This window comes from Lysinibacillus sp. 1 U-2021, from assembly GCF_029916965.1.
Lineage (GTDB): Bacteria > Bacillota > Bacilli > Bacillales_A > Planococcaceae > Lysinibacillus > Lysinibacillus capsici.
Window position 1 is genome coordinate 710,957 of sequence record NZ_CP123966.1, and the last position, 15,465, is coordinate 726,421.

Annotated in this window: 18 protein-coding genes and 1 tRNA gene; 17 read left to right on the forward strand and 2 right to left on the reverse strand. The window is 37.8% G+C overall.

The features are described 5' to 3' along the window. Positions 1-4 precede the first annotated feature (4 nt). The 11 genes from hisB to QH639_RS03820 all read left to right on the forward strand — a co-directional run bounded on the left by hisB (position 5) and on the right by QH639_RS03820 (position 9,425). Positions 5-604, forward strand: a complete 600-nt coding sequence (hisB, locus tag QH639_RS03770) for an imidazoleglycerol-phosphate dehydratase HisB (RefSeq protein ID WP_004227994.1) — start codon at positions 5-7, stop codon at positions 602-604. Next, complete coding sequence (gene hisH / locus QH639_RS03775; protein ID WP_131521131.1) at positions 601-1,233, forward strand: imidazole glycerol phosphate synthase subunit HisH; 633 nt, start codon at positions 601-603, stop codon at positions 1,231-1,233. Before hisB ends, hisH begins: the two co-directional genes overlap by 4 nt. Next, the gene (gene hisF, locus QH639_RS03780) at positions 1,227-1,988 is read left to right on the forward strand and encodes an imidazole glycerol phosphate synthase subunit HisF (protein WP_131521132.1); all 762 of its coding nucleotides are present in this window, start codon (positions 1,227-1,229) and stop codon (positions 1,986-1,988) included. Before hisH ends, hisF begins: the two co-directional genes overlap by 7 nt. After that, a complete protein-coding gene (hisIE, locus tag QH639_RS03785; protein WP_131521133.1) occupies positions 1,985-2,602 on the forward strand; it encodes a bifunctional phosphoribosyl-AMP cyclohydrolase/phosphoribosyl-ATP diphosphatase HisIE in 618 nt (205 codons plus the stop codon). Before hisF ends, hisIE begins: the two co-directional genes overlap by 4 nt. Positions 2,603-2,692: 90 nt before the next feature. Next, positions 2,693-4,216, forward strand: coding sequence for a tetratricopeptide repeat protein (locus tag QH639_RS03790; protein ID WP_237898663.1), 1,524 nt, complete (start codon positions 2,693-2,695; stop codon positions 4,214-4,216). A gap of 162 nt (positions 4,217-4,378) precedes the next feature. After that, positions 4,379-5,323 (forward strand): thioredoxin-disulfide reductase, encoded by a 945-nt coding sequence (gene trxB / locus QH639_RS03795; RefSeq protein ID WP_054549567.1) that lies wholly within the window; start codon positions 4,379-4,381, stop codon positions 5,321-5,323. Positions 5,324-5,670: 347 nt separating this feature from the next. After that, positions 5,671-6,138 (forward strand): NUDIX hydrolase, encoded by a 468-nt coding sequence (locus QH639_RS03800; protein ID WP_131521135.1) that lies wholly within the window; start codon positions 5,671-5,673, stop codon positions 6,136-6,138. A 9-nt stretch (positions 6,139-6,147) separates the two neighbouring features. Further along, entirely contained in the window at positions 6,148-7,041 is an 894-nt protein-coding gene (gene rapZ, locus QH639_RS03805) for an RNase adapter RapZ (protein ID WP_054549566.1), read from the forward strand. 4 nt (positions 7,042-7,045) lie between these two features. Further along, complete coding sequence (locus QH639_RS03810) at positions 7,046-8,041, forward strand: gluconeogenesis factor YvcK family protein (protein WP_054549565.1); 996 nt, start codon at positions 7,046-7,048, stop codon at positions 8,039-8,041. A 66-nt stretch (positions 8,042-8,107) separates the two neighbouring features. Beyond that, entirely contained in the window at positions 8,108-9,055 is a 948-nt protein-coding gene (gene whiA, locus QH639_RS03815; RefSeq protein WP_004228019.1) for a DNA-binding protein WhiA, read from the forward strand. Between the two features lie 112 nt (positions 9,056-9,167). Next, complete coding sequence (locus tag QH639_RS03820; protein ID WP_004228023.1) at positions 9,168-9,425, forward strand: HPr family phosphocarrier protein; 258 nt, start codon at positions 9,168-9,170, stop codon at positions 9,423-9,425. A 54-nt stretch (positions 9,426-9,479) separates the two neighbouring features. Here the strand turns inward: QH639_RS03820 and clpP are convergent, their stop codons facing one another. After that, the gene (clpP, locus tag QH639_RS03825; protein ID WP_004228025.1) at positions 9,480-10,070 is read right to left on the reverse strand and encodes an ATP-dependent Clp endopeptidase proteolytic subunit ClpP; all 591 of its coding nucleotides are present in this window, start codon (positions 10,068-10,070) and stop codon (positions 9,480-9,482) included. A 309-nt stretch (positions 10,071-10,379) separates the two neighbouring features. Here clpP and QH639_RS03830 point away from each other — a divergent pair. The 4 genes from QH639_RS03830 to QH639_RS03845 all read left to right on the forward strand — a co-directional run bounded on the left by QH639_RS03830 (position 10,380) and on the right by QH639_RS03845 (position 13,266). Further along, positions 10,380-10,454: transfer RNA gene (locus QH639_RS03830), tRNA-Arg, on the forward strand. 498 nt (positions 10,455-10,952) lie between these two features. Next, on the forward strand, positions 10,953-11,750 hold the full coding sequence (locus QH639_RS03835; protein ID WP_131521136.1) for a basic amino acid ABC transporter substrate-binding protein: 798 nt from the start codon (positions 10,953-10,955) through the stop codon (positions 11,748-11,750). An 86-nt stretch (positions 11,751-11,836) separates the two neighbouring features. Further along, entirely contained in the window at positions 11,837-12,547 is a 711-nt protein-coding gene (locus QH639_RS03840; RefSeq protein WP_004228035.1) for an amino acid ABC transporter permease, read from the forward strand. Further along, positions 12,544-13,266, forward strand: coding sequence for an amino acid ABC transporter ATP-binding protein (locus QH639_RS03845; RefSeq protein WP_131521137.1), 723 nt, complete (start codon positions 12,544-12,546; stop codon positions 13,264-13,266). The genes QH639_RS03840 and QH639_RS03845 overlap by 4 nt, the downstream gene beginning before the upstream one ends. A gap of 87 nt (positions 13,267-13,353) precedes the next feature. Here the strand turns inward: QH639_RS03845 and QH639_RS03850 are convergent, their stop codons facing one another. Next, positions 13,354-13,968: a spore coat protein gene (locus QH639_RS03850; protein ID WP_004228038.1), complete on the reverse strand. Its 615-nt coding sequence runs from the start codon at positions 13,966-13,968 to the stop codon at positions 13,354-13,356. Positions 13,969-14,101: 133 nt separating this feature from the next. On the opposite strand from QH639_RS03850, the gene QH639_RS03855 reads away from it, so the two are divergent. Together QH639_RS03855 and QH639_RS03860 are read left to right on the forward strand one after the other, a co-directional pair. Next, complete coding sequence (locus QH639_RS03855) at positions 14,102-14,683, forward strand: LemA family protein (protein WP_131521138.1); 582 nt, start codon at positions 14,102-14,104, stop codon at positions 14,681-14,683. Further along, positions 14,683-15,432, forward strand: a complete 750-nt coding sequence (locus QH639_RS03860; RefSeq protein ID WP_131521139.1) for a TPM domain-containing protein — start codon at positions 14,683-14,685, stop codon at positions 15,430-15,432. The genes QH639_RS03855 and QH639_RS03860 overlap by 1 nt, the downstream gene beginning before the upstream one ends. Positions 15,433-15,465: the final 33 nt, after the last annotated feature.

The window sequence follows — 15,465 nt, forward strand, 5'->3', positions numbered from 1 at the left end:
GACGATGACAGAAAAGAAACGATATGCAAAGATAGAGCGTACAACGAATGAAACGCAAATTTCTGTAGCAATTGATTTAGATGGTGAAGGCAAGGCAGATATCCAAACAGGCGTGGGGTTTATGGACCATATGCTTGACTTATTTATTAAGCATGGACTATTTAACGGCACAATACATGCAAATGGCGATACTTATATTGATGATCACCATACAACAGAGGACCTTGGTATTGTATTAGGACAGGCTGTTCGAGAAGCACTTGGTGATAAGAAAGGCATAAAACGCTATGGTAACGCCTTTGTACCGATGGATGACGCACTAGCTCAGGTAGTGGTCGATTGCTCGAATCGACCTCATCTAGAGTACCGTGTGCCAGCATTAAAAGAAAAAGTAGGAACGTTTGATACAGAATTAGTGCATGAATTTTTATGGAAATTTGCCCTTGAGGCAAGGATGAATGTTCATGTAATAGTACCTTATGGACAGAATACACATCACATTATTGAGGCAATTTTCAAAGCATTAGCACGTGCGATTGATGCCGCAGTGGAAATTGACCCGCGTGTTAAAGGCGTACCATCGACTAAGGGGCTGTTGACGTGAAAATAGGTGTCATTGATTATGGAATGGGTAATTTATTTAGTGTGGAGCAGGCATTAAAAAGGCTAGGCTGTGAAGTTATTATAACTGCTGATGAGAAGGCGTTAGATGCAGCTGACGCACTTTTATTACCTGGGGTGGGTGCATTCCCTGATGCCAGAAAACGTTTAGCTGAAACAAGCTTAGACCAATATTTACAGAAGGCACAAAGAGAAAACCGTCCTCTTTTAGGAATTTGTCTAGGTATGCAATTATTATTCGAGCAAAGTGATGAAGTAACCCCCACAAAAGGGCTAGGTTTTTTCAAGGGGTGTATTAAACGCTTTAGTGGTAGCCAAGAAGGCCAAGCATACAGAGTACCACATATGGGGTGGAATGAACTGATTGTGACAAATCGTCCTGCATGGTTACACAATGAAGTATCAGCGAAGCATGTCTATTTTGTTCACTCCTTTTATGCAACAGATATCGTAGAATCAGAGCTTGTTGCCTATGCTGATTACTTTGGCATTCAAGTACCTGGTATTATGACGAATGGTTCTGTGACTGGCATGCAATTTCACCCTGAAAAATCAGGGGAATTAGGTGTTTATTTATTAGAGCAATGGTTGAAAGGTGTGAAGGCATGCTAACAAAACGTATTATCCCATGTCTTGATGTGAAGGAAGGTCGTGTTGTAAAAGGTATACAATTTGTCTCTATCCGAGATGCAGGGGATCCCGTGGAGCTTGCGAAGTTTTATGATGAACAAGGAGCAGATGAGCTTGTATTTTTAGATATCTCTGCTTCGCATGAAGGTCGAGAAACGATGGTAGATGTCGTTCGTCAAACAGCGGCTACGCTTGCCATACCCTTTACTGTTGGCGGAGGCATTCGTACGTTGGATGATATGAAGCGTATTTTACGAGCAGGTGCTGATAAAGTTTCAGTGAATACATCCGCGTTGGAAAGACCTGCCCTTATTCAGGAAGGCTCTGATTACTTTGGCGCACAATGCATTGTTGTAGCAATCGATGCTCGCTATAGTGAGGAAGATAGCACATGGATGGTTTATACACATGGTGGACGCAACAAAACATCTTGGTCAGCCATTGAGTGGGCCAAAGAGGCTGTACGCTTAGGAGCTGGTGAGATTTTATTAACAAGTATGAATCAAGATGGAGAAAAATCAGGCTTTGATTTAGCCTTAACCAAAGCTGTGCGTGAAGCTGTGACAGTCCCTGTGATTGCTAGTGGTGGAGCGGGAAATGCCGAACATTTTTACGAAGTATTAGCAAAAGAGGTTGATGCAGATGCTGCACTAGCAGCCTCCATCTTCCATTATAAAGAAACAAGTGTAGCCCAAGTAAAGGAATACTTACGTGAAAAAGGAGTGGCAGTAAGATGATAGAGAACATTCAATTTGATGAGAGAGGTCTTGTTACAGCTGTGGTACAAGATGCCAATACAAAAGAGGTATTAACGGTAGCTTATATGAATAAGGAGTCGTTAGCTAAAACAATTGAATCAGGGGAAACTTGGTTTTATTCTCGTTCCCGTCAAGAGCTTTGGCATAAGGGAGCAACAAGTGGCCATACACAACAAGTGATTTCAATCAAAGCTGATTGTGATCAAGATGCGTTAATAGTGGAGGTTCTTCCGACAGGACCAGCATGTCATAATGGTACAATTTCTTGCTTCACTGAGGTTATTCAGCAAAAAGAGAAGGTAGGCTCTGTGGACATCGTTTCTAAACTTGCCCGTGTCATCGAAAAGCGAGAGCAGGAAATGCCAGAAGGAGCATACACTACATATTTATTTGATAAGGGTATTGATAAAATCTGTAAAAAGGTTGGAGAAGAAGCAACAGAGGTGGTCATTGGTGCCAAAAACCGAGATGCTGAGGAAGTAAAATGGGAGGCAGCTGATTTAATTTATCACCTACTCGTATTATTGCAAGAACAAAAAGTAAGCATTTATGATGTTCTACATGTGTTGGAAAAACGTCACGAGGAGAAATAACAGCATATTATTGATTGTGTGGTATAATAGGAGTTACTGTGTAAAGGAACGTAGAATACGTTCCTTATTTCTTGTTTCGGAGGAAATATATTGGAAAAGAAACGTCAAAATGAGACTCAATCGAATATAGTGTCGTTCATTCCAACAGGCGACTATTATTATAAGAAATCAATTCAAGCAATGAACAGTGGACAAATGAATAAAGCCTATAAATATTTACAGCGTGCGGTAGATTTAAGTCCCGACGATCCAATGATTATCTTGCAGTTAGCCATAGTAGAGTTAGAAGGTCAACGTTTTGAGGAAGCGTATGACCTACTTCGTCGCGCCTATCAAATTGATCCAGATAATCCAGAAATCATATTTTACATGGCAGAAGTATCAGGGTGTGTGGGCATCATGCATGATGCAAAACGCTTTGCAGAAGAATATTTAAAGCTAGAACCTGAGGGTGCTTATGCGGATGAAGCAGCAGAAATATTAGAGTTTGTTGCTTTTGAGCAAGATGATTTTGAAGAACTTGAAGGCTCTGGTGAGGATTTATATCGTCAGGAGCAAGCCCGTCGTTGTATGGAAAAGGGAGATTTTCCTGAAGCTATTACTATTTTAGAAGATTTAATTGAAGATCGACCAGCATTTTGGTCAGCTTATAATAATCTAGCACTCGCTTATTTTTATGTTGGAGAAGAAGAGCAAGCAAAGGCTCTCTTGCATACAGTGCTACGTGAAAATAAGGGCAATCTACACGCATTATGCAATTTAACGGTGATTGCGTATTATGAAAAAAATGAAGATGATTTACAAGAACTGTTAAATATTCTTGTTAAAATTCAACCCTATACTTGGGAGCATCGTTATAAACTTGGTGCTACCTTAGCCTTAATCGGCCAATATGAATTAGCCTATAAATGGTTGCGCAGTATGCAAAAGAGAGGCTATGTAGGAGATGCAGGATTTTACTTTTGGCTGTCACATGCTGCCTATTTCTCCGGACATGAGGAGATTTCGAAAAGTGCGTGGGATCAGCTACTAGAGCTAGACCCAGACAAAGAAGGCTTCGAACCTTGGCGCCAACAAGAAAATGAATTTGGACTCGATGCATTGGAGCATGATCGTGATTTTATTGTTGAAAAATTAGAGAGTACTTATACAAGTGAGCGCATTTTTGGTTTATTTTTACTGAAAGGTACAGCGCATAAGCAAGAAATTATCGCCCATCCAAAATGGATAAATATTGAACAATTCGGCTCTTTTGAAAAATTGTTTTTGGCTTATGCACTTGGACATGAATTTGATAAGAAAAATAAAGTAGAAGCAAGCTTTTTACGATCAGTACAGGTCTCAGAAATTTTATTAGAACAGTATGGAAAGCTATCATCATTAATTGTACCGATGTTTCAAATGTGGTTTGTGCTATGTGAACAAGCTTTAATAGAAAATTATCGTTTTACAAATCCAACAGCAATTGCAGGAGCAAACGATTATTTATTCAGATCTTCACAAATGCTTAAAGTGACAAAAAAGGAAATTGCGCAGCAATATGGAGTATCTGTATCTACTTTATCGAAGTATATTGACGAAATCTTAACGTTTTTGCCAAACAGTCATAATTAATGTGTGAGCAACATAGTTGAATAACTTTATACTTTCACATACGATGAACATACTAACGCTATCACCAATTTTTCCTTAGCGTCATTGATCTTCTTCTATAGATGGCGTTACATGTATTGGTTGAATGAAGATAAAAAGTATTCTGTTTAGGGGGAAGTATTTATGTCGGAAGAAAAAATTTATGATGTAGTAATTATTGGTGCAGGTCCTGCTGGGATGACTGCCGCTGTTTATACATCTCGTGCAAATTTGTCAACTCTAATGATTGAACGTGGCATTCCTGGTGGACAAATGGCAAACACAGAAGAAGTAGAAAACTACCCAGGTTTTGAGACAATTTTAGGACCAGAGCTTTCTACAAAAATGTTTGAGCACGCTAAAAAATTTGGTGCTGAATATGCCTATGGTGATGTCACAGAAATCATCGATGGAGAAGAATATAAAACAATTAAATCAGGTGCAAAAGAATATAAAACACGTGCCATTATTATTACCACTGGTGCTGAGTATAAAAAAATGGGTGTGCCTGGTGAAAAAGAACTTGGTGGCCGTGGTGTCAGCTACTGTGCAGTATGTGATGGTGCATTCTTTAAACAAAAAAATCTAGTTGTCGTAGGTGGCGGAGATTCAGCTGTTGAAGAGGGTGTTTATTTAACTCGCTTTGCTGACAAAGTGACAATTGTCCACCGTCGCGATAAATTACGTGCACAAAAAATTCTACAAGATCGTGCCTTTGCCAACGAAAAAATTGATTTCATTTGGAATGCAACTGTAAAAGAAATCAATGAAGCGAATGGTAAAGTTGGCAGTGTAACACTACAATCAACTGTTGATGGTACAGAATCTGAATTTGCTACAGATGGTGTATTCGTCTATATAGGTATGCTACCTTTAACTAAACCATTTGAGTCATTAGGTATTTTAAATGAGGCTGGCTATATTTTGACAAATGAAACAATGGAAACAAAAATTCCAGGTATCTTTGCAGCTGGAGATGTTCGTGAAAAATCACTTCGTCAAATTGTAACAGCAACTGGTGACGGTAGTATTGCCGCGCAAGCTGTTCAACATTATGTAGAAGAGCTATTAGAGAAAATTAATGCCTAATATGGCTATTTTAAGGAAAAAAATACAATTTTAATGTGGTTTTAATATTGCTGTAACTTGAATGACATATAAAAGGTGTATGATTAAAAATGTAATTAGCAATCCCCCTTTTATTTTGTTTAGTAGGTTGTTTCCGCCTCCATAGGTGGGAGCAACCTACTTTTTTTATGCGTAAAAAATCAAATAATAATATCACGAAAATGTAAATTTCGCCCAAGATGAAATGGTTATCTTTGAATAGAACTAAATTGTTAATTGTCTACGTACAAGAGTTGTAAATGAGGACAAAACTTACAAGGTCTTGTTATAATGAAGAGTAGAATGCAAAAGTGATTAGAGGTGTGCCTATGCAAAGAATTGCAAATTTAATAGCCGTAAAAGACGGTAAAGTATTATTACTTCAGAAACCAAGACGAGGCTGGTATGTAGCTCCTGGAGGGAAAATGGAGAGTGGCGAGTCAATCTTTGAGGCTGCTATTCGAGAGTTTCAAGAAGAGACAAACGTCATACCTTTACATGTTCATTTAAAGGGTGTTTATACGATGATCATTAAAGAAAACAATGACGTAGTGGATGAATGGATGCTCTATACATTTGTTGCAAAGGATGTAGATGGAGTACCGTTCGAAGAAACAAGAGAAGGCAAACTTGCATGGCACCCAGTAGAGGATTTAGCACATTTGCCAATGGCTGAAGGAGATCGAACTAATTTACAATTTGCTGTTTCGCAATCAGGCATTCAGTATGGCACGTTTGACTATACAACAGATTTTGAATTACTTCATCAGAAAATACAAATTTCAAAAGAACAATAAAGGAGTTGCATGACAGTGGTGGTTGAAGGCCAACAAAGTACACATGAATTGGTTATTATTACAGGAATGTCTGGGGCTGGGAAAACAGTAGCTATTCAAAGCTTTGAGGATTTAGGGTATTACTGTATTGATAATTTACCACCTGCGTTACTTACAACTTTTTTAACCTTATTAAGAGATTCTGGTAAAAACAGTACCCGAATTGCAGCAGTAATGGATATGCGCGGAGGTGACTTTTTTGATGCTCTAATTGGCGCATTAGACCATATACTAAAAGAAGGCGATATTGTTGCTCGTATTTTATTTTTAGATGCAGATGATGCCACATTAGTCAGACGTTATAAAGAAACAAGACGTGCACATCCATTAGCAGTGAATGGTTTACCTCTAGATGGAATTAAACAGGAACGAGTACTTTTATCTGAAGTAAAGGGTCGTGCCAATTTTGTTTATAACACATCTAACATGAAACCAAAGCAATTACGTGAAAAAATCGTCAAAGAATTTGCAAGTGAGGCAGACACTATTTTTACCGTTAACATTATGTCCTTTGGCTTTAAACATGGTATGCCGATTGATGCGGACTTAGTGTTTGATGTTCGTTTTCTTAAAAACCCGTATTATGTGGAGGAGCTACGTCCAAAAACGGGTCTACAAACAGAGGTATCTTCTTATGTGTTAGCGTTGGAAGATACGCAGATCCTTATACAAAAACTGACGGATTTATTAGACTTTATGATTCCTCTCTATCGACAAGAAGGTAAATCACAGCTTGTTATTGCTTTTGGTTGTACTGGGGGCCAGCATCGCTCCGTGACATTAGCAGAATTTTTTGGTGCATACTTTGCGGGCAAGGAAAATACGGTTATTACGCATCGTGATATTAATCGTAGAAAGGAATGAGTGAATGGGGAAAAAGCAAACAAAGCTTGTGGTAATTGGTGGTGGCACAGGGCTCTCCACGTTACTTCGCGGGCTGAAGCATCACCCATTTGATATTACTGCTATTGTAACGGTAGCAGATGATGGTGGATCTTCAGGTCGTTTACGTGATGATTACGATATCCCACCGCCTGGTGATGTACGCAATGTGATTGCAGCATTATCAGATATTGAGCCCCTTGTAGAGCAAATGTTTCAATACCGTTTTTCGGCATCTGAAGACTTACGAGGTCACTCCTTAGGGAATTTAATGCTTACAGCTCTTACTGATATTACCGGTGATTTCAATCATGCTATCAGTGAGATGGGAAAGGTTTTAAAAGTTCATGGTCGAGTTATTCCAGCTGCTAATAAAAAAATCACCTTACATGCTGTGCTTGAGGACGGTTCAATTATCGAGGGAGAATCAAAAATTCCGACAGCGACAAAACGCATTAATCGCGTTTTTTTAGTACCTGAAAATGTGCAACCGTTGCCAGAAGCTATTCGTGCAATACTTCGTGCAGACTATATTTTAATAGGACCAGGAAGCTTATATACAAGTATTATTCCGAATTTGCTTGTTAAGGAAATCGGTGAAGCAGTTGTTAAGGCTAAGGGAAGAAAAATATATGTTTGTAATTTAATGACACAAAAGGGTGAAACCATTTCTTATACAGCAGGCGATCATGTAACAGCTATACATAAGCATGTTGGCCATGATTTTATCGATTCCATTTTAGTAAATGATGAAGAACTCCCTAACCCTGTAAAAGAACTGTATAAAGAAGAAAGAGCGGAACCAGTAACATTTGACGTAGCAAAGCTTGAAAGTATGGGATTAGAAGTTATCAAACGAGACATTGCTACAATTCGTCCAGATGGAACGGTTCGACATAATGCTACAAATGTTGCAGAATGGCTGGTAGATTATGCTGATATTTACCATCAAAAAGTAAGAGGACCAATAATAGAAACATAATGGCTTTATTGTATATGGTAAGATGAACATATACATAGAAATCATGAATGAAAGGGGGGGCGTGATATGTCTTTTGCTTCTGAAACAAAAAAAGAATTGACACAAATAGAAGCGGACAATCATTGTATGAAAGCAGAAGTTTCTGCCCTAATTCGTATGAATGGTTCATTATCCTTTGCAAATAAACAACTAAGCTTAGACGTGCAAACCGAAAACGCTGCAATTGCTAGAAGACTATATACGATTATGAAAAAATTGTATCCGTACAATGTTGAATTACTTGTTCGTAAGAAAATGCGATTGAAAAAAAATAATGTGTATATATGCCGTGTTAGAGAAGGAGCGCGTGAGCTATTAATTGATTTAGAAATCATCTCAGACGACTTTCAATTTAACCATACTATCTCAAGAAAGCTCATTCAAAAGAGTGGCCAAAAAAGAGCTTATTTAAGAGGAGCCTTTTTAGCAGGAGGTTCCGTCAATAATCCAGAAACATCGGCTTATCATTTAGAGGTTTATTCTTTATATAAAGAACATGGTGAGGCATTAATGGATTTGATGAATGAATTTGAACTCAATGCCAAAACAATTGAACGTAAAAAAGGCTTTGTAACTTACTTAAAGGAAGCGGAAAAAATTTCAGATTTCCTTAATATTGTTGGAGCGCATCAGGCTATGATGAAATTTGAAGATGTTCGGATTTTGCGAGATATGCGTAATAGTGTCAACCGTATTGTGAACTGTGAAACTGCCAATTTAAATAAAACCATTGGAGCAGCATTACGGCAGGTTGAGAATATTCGATTTATTGAAAATTCAATTGGTCTTGATCAACTACCAGAGAAGCTTCGTGAAATAGCACGTCTCCGTGTTGAATACCAAGATGTGACATTAAAAGAGCTTGGTGAAATGGTATCTAGTGGAACGGTTAGTAAATCTGGTGTTAACCATCGATTGAGAAAAATTGATGAGATTGCGGATGCATTAAGGCGTGGTGAAAAAATAGGTGGTTAAGTTATCATACTTTTCAGGTATGAATGTCATGCTAATCGCTTATTGTTCTTTTGCCAGTAAGTAAGGTAAGATAAAACTAATAGACGAACGGTAGTGAAGGGGAGTTTTGAGAATGATTGAGAGAAGAGTCCAGGTTAAATTAAAATTAGGACTACAAGCTAGACAAGCAGCACTATTTGTGCAAGAAGCAAATCGTTTTAGTGCTGATATCTTTCTAGAAAAAGATGAGAAAAAAGTAAATGCCAAATCCATTATGGGTGTTATGAGCTTAGCAGTTGCTAAAGGTACCGAAGTGACTTTAAGCAGTGAAGGTAACGATGCTGAGCAAGCGGTTACAGCATTGGCAACAATTATTGAAAATGAAGATTAACATTCATTAAATATAAAAGGCATCACAGAGTAATTCTGTGATGCCTTCTATTTTTTATTTATTATCGCTACGGTGCATAATATGATCGATTAAACCGTATTCTTTTGCACGTTCAGCAGTCATGAAGTTATCACGATCTGTGTCTCTTGCAATGACTTCAAGTGGTTGACCAGTGCGTTCAGATAAAATGCCATTTAATTTTTCACGTAAGAATAGAATACGTTTAGCAGCAATTTCAATTTCTGTCGCTTGACCTTGTGCACCACCTAGTGGTTGGTGAATCATGACTTCAGCATTTGGTAAGGCAAAACGTTTACCAGGTTCTCCAGCTGCAAGTAGGAAAGCTCCCATTGATGCAGCCATACCAATACAAATTGTTTGTACCTGTGGTTTAATGATTTGCATTGTGTCATAGATAGCCATACCAGCCGTAATGGATCCGCCAGGTGAGTTAATATAAAGAGAGATATCTTTATCTGGATCTTCTGCTTGTAGGAAAAGAAGCTGTGCGACAATGGAGTTAGCAACATTGTCATCAATAGCACTTCCTAAAAGGATAATACGGTCTTTAAGTAGACGTGAATAAATGTCATATGCACGCTCACCACGACTAGTTTGTTCAATAACTGTAGGAATTAAATTCATGTTAAATCCTCCTTAAAAAGCTAAATTCGAATACCTTTGCTGAAAAATTTCCTTTGTATTTCAGCTGTATCCTTATCATACACATTATAGTCAGGGAAGGTCAAATATTAACCCTGCTAAAGTGAAATTAAAAAAAATAAATTGTTTTTGCATTCTATGGTTGAATTATATAGGATAGGCTTGTATAATGATTAAGGTTATAAGGTTTAAAGTACAGGACACTATTTTGCAGGTATGCTTCAAAAATGAGGGTTATCTACATCATGCTTTTCGTAAGCCTAGAGTGAGTACTTTTTTTTTGTGTCTTTTGCCCTCGTGGTGTAATGGATAACACGTAAGATTCCGGTTCTTGCACTGGGGGTTCGATTCCCTCCGAGGGCGCCATTTTACTGATTAATTGATATACTGTTATAGCTCATCTCCTAATAAGTAGTTTAGCAGCCTGCTTACTGGAGATCGAGAGGAAGAATAAAGGGAATACTGTCCTAGTTGGCATTATTCCCCTATTTATTCCTTTCAAACCTTCAAAAAAGCAACAACTCCAAATTATTTTTTAGTGAACATACTGTACGTGAGACTAGTAATAGTCGAAAAAAAAGAATCCTATCTGAGGGGATTCTTTTTTTTGCCTAAATTTATCGAAATTTGGCATGGTTCATATTGTATATATATTAGTTTTAGGTTAATTTTCTTGTTATTTATACATGTTTTCTCAAATTATATGAATTTCTTATAAATTTATATGAAAAAATATTTTATTTTATGCGAAAAGTTGTTGTCTAAATACTATAATGTTAATATAATTGACCTAATAGTCTAACATTTCCGAATTGCGAAAAATAATACGTAATTCGGAAAATTATCGAACTAGGGGGAAATACAATGAAAAAAACAGGTTGGATGTTATTGATGATAATTGCAGCATTAACATTAGCACTTGCAGGATGTGGTACAAAAGATAATGCATCTTCAGGTAGCTCTTCTTCAGAAGATGGTGGAGATGGCAAAAAAGTTTATAAAGTAGGTACTGAGGCCACTTTTGCACCATTTGAATCTGTTGACGATTCAGGGAAAATTGTGGGGATTGATGTCGATATTCTACAAGCTATTGCAGATGAGATGGACTTTGAGGTTGAGTGGAATAATATTGGATGGGAGCCAGTGTTCCAAACAATTAAAAACGGTGAAACAGATATCGGTGCTTCTGGAATCACAATTACGGAAGAGCGTAAAGAATCATTTGATTTTACAGAACCGTATTATGAGTCTCAGTTATTAATTGTTGTGAAAGAAGATTCAAAGATTAAATCTCTTGATGAATTAAAAGATAAAAAAGTATCTGTACAAATCAATGCTACTGGTCATATGGCGGCGAAAAAGCTACAAGGGGAAGCAAGTACAAATATTATGGCTTTTGAAAGTCAGCCAATCGCTATTCAAGAAATGTTAAATGGGAATGTTGATGCAGCTATCGGAGATAACGCAGTAGTTTATGAATATATCAAAGCTCACCCAGATCAAAAACTAAAAGTAATTGAAGATGATGCATTCGAAAAAGAATACTATGGCTTCATGGTTCAAAAAGGGAATAAAGAATTGCTAGATAAATTAAACGAAGGTCTTAAAAAGATTAAAGAAAACGGTAAATTAAAAGAAATTACAGGCATTGATTTTGAATAAAAATGAATGAAATGATGCTATTAACATAGTGATTGTGCTAACGGCTCATTTATTAATCGTAATTTAAAGGGGAATGGGGTTTTCGGATGGACATCTTTGACTTACGCTGGGACATTGTCTGGAACTACCGAGATATGTTTATACGAGGTATTGGCGTAACACTTATTTTGACACTTAGTGGTTATTTTGGCGGTATTCTATTAGGGCTATTTTTAGGCCTTGGAAAATTATCGAGTAAAAAATGGATTTATTGGCCATCTAAACTATATATCGATTTATTCCGTGGAACACCAATGCTTGTACAAATCTTGTTAATTCACTTAGCAGTTATTCCGACAATTTTTGGTCATTCTTTAGGTTATATGGTATCGGGGATTACAGCACTTATTTTAAACTGTGCTGCTTATAATGCTGAAATTTTCCGTGCAGGGATTCAAAGTATTGCAAAAGGGCAAATGGAGGCTGCTCGCTCTCTTGGATTAACGCATAACCAAGCGATGCGTAAGGTCATTTTGCCGCAAGCATTTAGACGTATGATTCCACCATTGGGGAATGAATTTATTGCATTATTAAAAGATTCTTCACTTGTAACTGTAATTGCAGCACCAGATATTTTATACGCTAGTAAGGTCGTAGCTGGTGCGAGCTTCCGCTTCTGGGAACCGTATATCGTTGCAGCATTATTATATTTAGTTTTGACATATGGTGTAACGAAGATTGTAGCATTTATCGAGAAACGATTTAGCAATAGTTATGTCCCTCGTAAAGCTAAGGTAGAAGGGCGGGAAGCAAGATGATAAAAATTGAAAACCTACACAAATACTTTGGCAAGCTTGAAGTATTAAAAGGAATCGATTATGAAATTCAAGAAAAACAAGTTGTCTGTGTTATTGGGCCGTCTGGTTCAGGAAAAAGTACATTTCTCCGTTGTATCAATATGTTAGAAGAAGTAACGGATGGTGCTATTTATATTGAAAATGTAAAAATTAATGATCCTAAAACGAATATCAATGAAATTCGCGCTGAAGTGGGTATGGTGTTCCAACAATTTAACTTATTCCCGCATATGACTGTTATCGATAATGTCACGATGGCACCTATGCAAATTCGTAAAATGAATCGTACAGACGCAGAAGCTCTAGGACATGAGCTATTAAACAAGGTTGGACTCGACAGCAAGGCCTATAATTATCCTGAGCAGCTATCAGGTGGTCAGCAACAGCGTGTGGCGATTGCTCGTGCCTTAGCAATGAAGCCAAAAGCTATTTTATTTGACGAGCCAACTTCAGCACTTGACCCTGAAATGGTAAAAGAGGTACTAGATGTTATGAAAAATCTAGCAGCTGAAGGGATGACAATGGTTGTTGTGACACATGAAATGGGCTTTGCTCGTGAAGTAGGCGATCGAGTAGTCTTCATGGATGGGGGCTATATTGTAGAAGAAGGGTCTCCAGAGGAACTATTCGGCAATCCACAAAGTGACCGTACGAAAGCGTTTTTAGGAAAAGTATTATAAAGCTGAAAAAGCGAACGATATGCTCGTTCGCTTTTTTATGTTAAAAACTGCAGTGCATGGTGAATATTCACCATGCACTGTTCTTATTTAATGAAGGGGATTAGATGTTGTGTCGAATGCATTCAGCATCGTTTGCATATCCTGTTGGGAATACTGAGGCACCTGATAATAGCCGTGTTTATTTTGATAAATAGATAATTCGTATCCCATTTCAATACAGTTAGGAATACTATCCGCAACAACGCGACGAACTACAGGGTTTGTTGTTTCCAACGCAGCAGTTGTCATACATTTTGCTGCTCCTTTTTGAGCTCCAAGTAAAAATCCAGAAATAGCCTCATCATTAATTTCATTAGCGTTTTGCATTGGTTTTTTTGGTTGACCTGGATTTAGGCCATATTTGAAATCATTTCCTGTTTCCATTTGGTAGCGTCCTGTTGGAACAGATGGATCGTGTCCTGTTTTAAAGGACTCTACGATCGTATTGTACATACCAAGAGTGAAATTATATTGGCGATCCAAAATGTTGAGTAATTCAGGATCTTTTACATGGGGACGCAAAATAATCGCTTGGTTCATACCTGCAATAATTTCGCCAATTGTTTCATGCATGTCCATCATTTCATGTCCACCATGATTTAGGCTATGTTGTTGATTTAAATTTGTTTGGTTTGATGATTCATTGTAAAACGATTGTGACAAAAAAAACGCCTCCTCAATAATTTTTTGTTGCAGTATTTAGTATGTCGTGTCAATTCAATTTCATACGGTATAAATGTAAAGGTAAAAATGTAGACTAAAGATAGAAGGAAAAGCAAGTCAAGGAGGATTAAAATTGAAAAAGTTACTTGGACCAATTGGAATAATTGTCATCATTTTTATTGTAATCGCCTTATTATTTATACCTAAATACAATAGTTTGGTGACAGCCGAGGAAAATGTTGATTCTAAATGGGCACAAGTTGAAAATCAGCTCCAACGTCGCTATGATTTGATTCCCAATCTAGTGGAATCTGTGAAAGGCTATGCGAATCATGAGCAAGAGGTGATAGCGAATATTACGGAGGCACGTGCACAAATGGGAAGTGCAAGCTCACCAGAGGAGCAAGCTGTTGCCAATGATGCTTTAACGGGCGCTCTTAGTCGTTTACTAGTAGTTGTAGAAAATTACCCAAACTTAAAGGCAGATGCAAATTTCCGCCAGTTAATGGATGAGCTAGCAGGTACCGAAAATCGTCTGGCAGTAGCACGTGAGGATTACAATAATGAGGTACAGCAATTCAATAAACATGTTAAACGTTTCCCGGGGAATTTAATGGCAGGGATGTTTGGCTTTGAACAAAAAGAATACTTTAAAGCCACAGCAGGAGCTGACAAAGCACCATCTATCGATTTTAGTCAATCAGGTACACATTAATGAAACGTTGCATTATACAGATGATCATCGTTTGTTCGGTGCTTCTTTTTTTCTCGAATCTAGCAGAAGCAACGATGCCATCACCGATGAAAAATACGTATATACATGACTTTGCCAATGTAATTTCTGCGAATGTCAAAGAAGAGATAAATCAATATTCTGAGCAGTTGGATCAAGGCACGGGTGCTGAAATCATGGTAGTCACAGTTGATAGTCTTCATGGACAAGAGCCGAAAATGTATGCGACAAAATTGATTCGGTCATGGGGCATTGGTGACAAGGAAAAAAATAACGGTGTCCTGATTTTAGCTACCTTAGGTCAAGGGGAAGGAAATAACGACGTTGTAATTGCCGTGGGTCAGGGATTAGAGGGAGCATTACCAGATGGTAAATTAGGACGCATTTTAGATAATGCATTTTATCCCTCAGCAAGTACTGGTAATTTAGATCAAGCTTTTCAAGCAACCTATTCTGAAGTTTTTCGCGCTGTTGCCCAAGAGTATAATTGGAGCGGTGATTTGCCAGCGCAAACAAAAGAAGAGGATGACATACCCACTTGGTTAATTATCCTAATCATTATCGTTGTTATTATTATCTATTCATTCTTTTCGAAGGGTGGCGGAGGTCCTCGCTCTGGAGGCTATGGCGGTTATCCAGGTAGTTTTGGTGGAGGACATTCGAGTAGAGGGGGCTTTGGCGGATTTGGTGGCGGATCTTCTGCTGGTGGGGGAGCAAGCAGGAAATTTTAATAGAGGTAATGGCGAACTATTCTATTTAGTTCG

What these genes read in the sequence shown, in the direction of transcription:
- hisF (WP_131521132.1), top strand. Translation starts at nt 1,227, where the DNA reads ATGCTAACAAAACGTATTATCCCATGTCTTGATGTGAAGGAAGGTCGT.
- QH639_RS03820 (WP_004228023.1), top strand. Translation starts at nt 9,168, where the DNA reads ATGATTGAGAGAAGAGTCCAGGTTAAATTAAAATTAGGACTACAAGCT.
- rapZ (WP_054549566.1), top strand. Translation starts at nt 6,148, where the DNA reads ATGACAGTGGTGGTTGAAGGCCAACAAAGTACACATGAATTGGTTATT.
- clpP (WP_004228025.1), bottom strand. Translation starts at nt 10,070, where the DNA reads ATGAATTTAATTCCTACAGTTATTGAACAAACTAGTCGTGGTGAGCGT.
- QH639_RS03800 (WP_131521135.1), top strand. Translation starts at nt 5,671, where the DNA reads ATGCAAAGAATTGCAAATTTAATAGCCGTAAAAGACGGTAAAGTATTA.
- QH639_RS03860 (WP_131521139.1), top strand. Translation starts at nt 14,683, where the DNA reads ATGAAACGTTGCATTATACAGATGATCATCGTTTGTTCGGTGCTTCTT.
- QH639_RS03845 (WP_131521137.1), top strand. Translation starts at nt 12,544, where the DNA reads ATGATAAAAATTGAAAACCTACACAAATACTTTGGCAAGCTTGAAGTA.
- hisIE (WP_131521133.1), top strand. Translation starts at nt 1,985, where the DNA reads ATGATAGAGAACATTCAATTTGATGAGAGAGGTCTTGTTACAGCTGTG.
- hisB (WP_004227994.1), top strand. Translation starts at nt 5, where the DNA reads ATGACAGAAAAGAAACGATATGCAAAGATAGAGCGTACAACGAATGAA.
- whiA (WP_004228019.1), top strand. Translation starts at nt 8,108, where the DNA reads ATGTCTTTTGCTTCTGAAACAAAAAAAGAATTGACACAAATAGAAGCG.
- QH639_RS03835 (WP_131521136.1), top strand. Translation starts at nt 10,953, where the DNA reads ATGAAAAAAACAGGTTGGATGTTATTGATGATAATTGCAGCATTAACA.
- trxB (WP_054549567.1), top strand. Translation starts at nt 4,379, where the DNA reads ATGTCGGAAGAAAAAATTTATGATGTAGTAATTATTGGTGCAGGTCCT.
- QH639_RS03810 (WP_054549565.1), top strand. Translation starts at nt 7,046, where the DNA reads ATGGGGAAAAAGCAAACAAAGCTTGTGGTAATTGGTGGTGGCACAGGG.
- QH639_RS03840 (WP_004228035.1), top strand. Translation starts at nt 11,837, where the DNA reads ATGGACATCTTTGACTTACGCTGGGACATTGTCTGGAACTACCGAGAT.